This is a genomic window from Microbacterium testaceum, assembly GCF_001476655.1.
Taxonomy (GTDB): domain Bacteria; phylum Actinomycetota; class Actinomycetes; order Actinomycetales; family Microbacteriaceae; genus Microbacterium; species Microbacterium testaceum_C.
The window spans coordinates 1-733 of the sequence record NZ_LDRT01000236.1; the positions used below are offsets into that span (position 1 = coordinate 1).

At 72.6% G+C, this 733-nt stretch carries 1 pseudogene; it reads left to right on the forward strand.

Features of this window, described 5'->3' with window-relative positions:
* A pseudogene (locus NS220_RS18680) lies at positions 1-634 on the forward strand (acetyl-CoA C-acyltransferase); the annotation flags it as partial.
* Between the last annotated feature and the right edge of the window lie 99 nt (positions 635-733).

Sequence of the window (733 nt, forward strand, 5' to 3'; positions counted from 1 at the left end):
CCACCAGCGCGCCGCCGCCGCGCAGGCCGCCGGGGTCTTCGACGCCGAGATCGTGCCGGTGGCCATCCCGCAGCGCAAGGGCGAGCCCGTCGTCGTCAGCGCCGACGAGGGGATCCGTCCCGACACGACGGTCGAGACCCTCGCGAAGCTGCGCCCCGCCTTCGCGGAGGGCGGGTCGATCACCGCGGGCAACGCCTCGCAGATCTCCGACGGAGCCTCCGCGGTCGTCGTCACCACCCGCGCGGTCGCCGACGAGAACGGCTGGGACGTGCTCGCCGTCGTCGGGGCGTCCGGCCAGGTCGCCGGCCCCGACAACTCCCTGCACGCCCAGCCCGCGCGGGCGATCGAGAAGGCCCTGCAGAAGCAGGGGATCGCGGCATCCGATCTCGATCTCGTCGAGATCAACGAGGCGTTCGGAGCGGTCGTGGCGCGCTCCCAAGCCGAACTGGGCCTGTCCGACGACGTCGTCAACCCGCACGGCGGCGGCATCGCCATCGGTCACCCGATCGGAGCCTCGGGCAACCGCCTCGTCGTCCACGCCGTCCACGAACTCGTCCGGCGGGGGAGCGGCACCGCGGCGGTCGCCCTGTGCGGTGGCGGCGGTCAGGGCGACGCGCTGATCCTCACGCGCTGACGACCTCTCACCCACAGGAAAGAACGGATGCCGCGACCTCGAGGTCGCGGCATCCGTTCGTCATTCGGGCTCAGCGCGCGAGACGCTTCTTCAACAGCG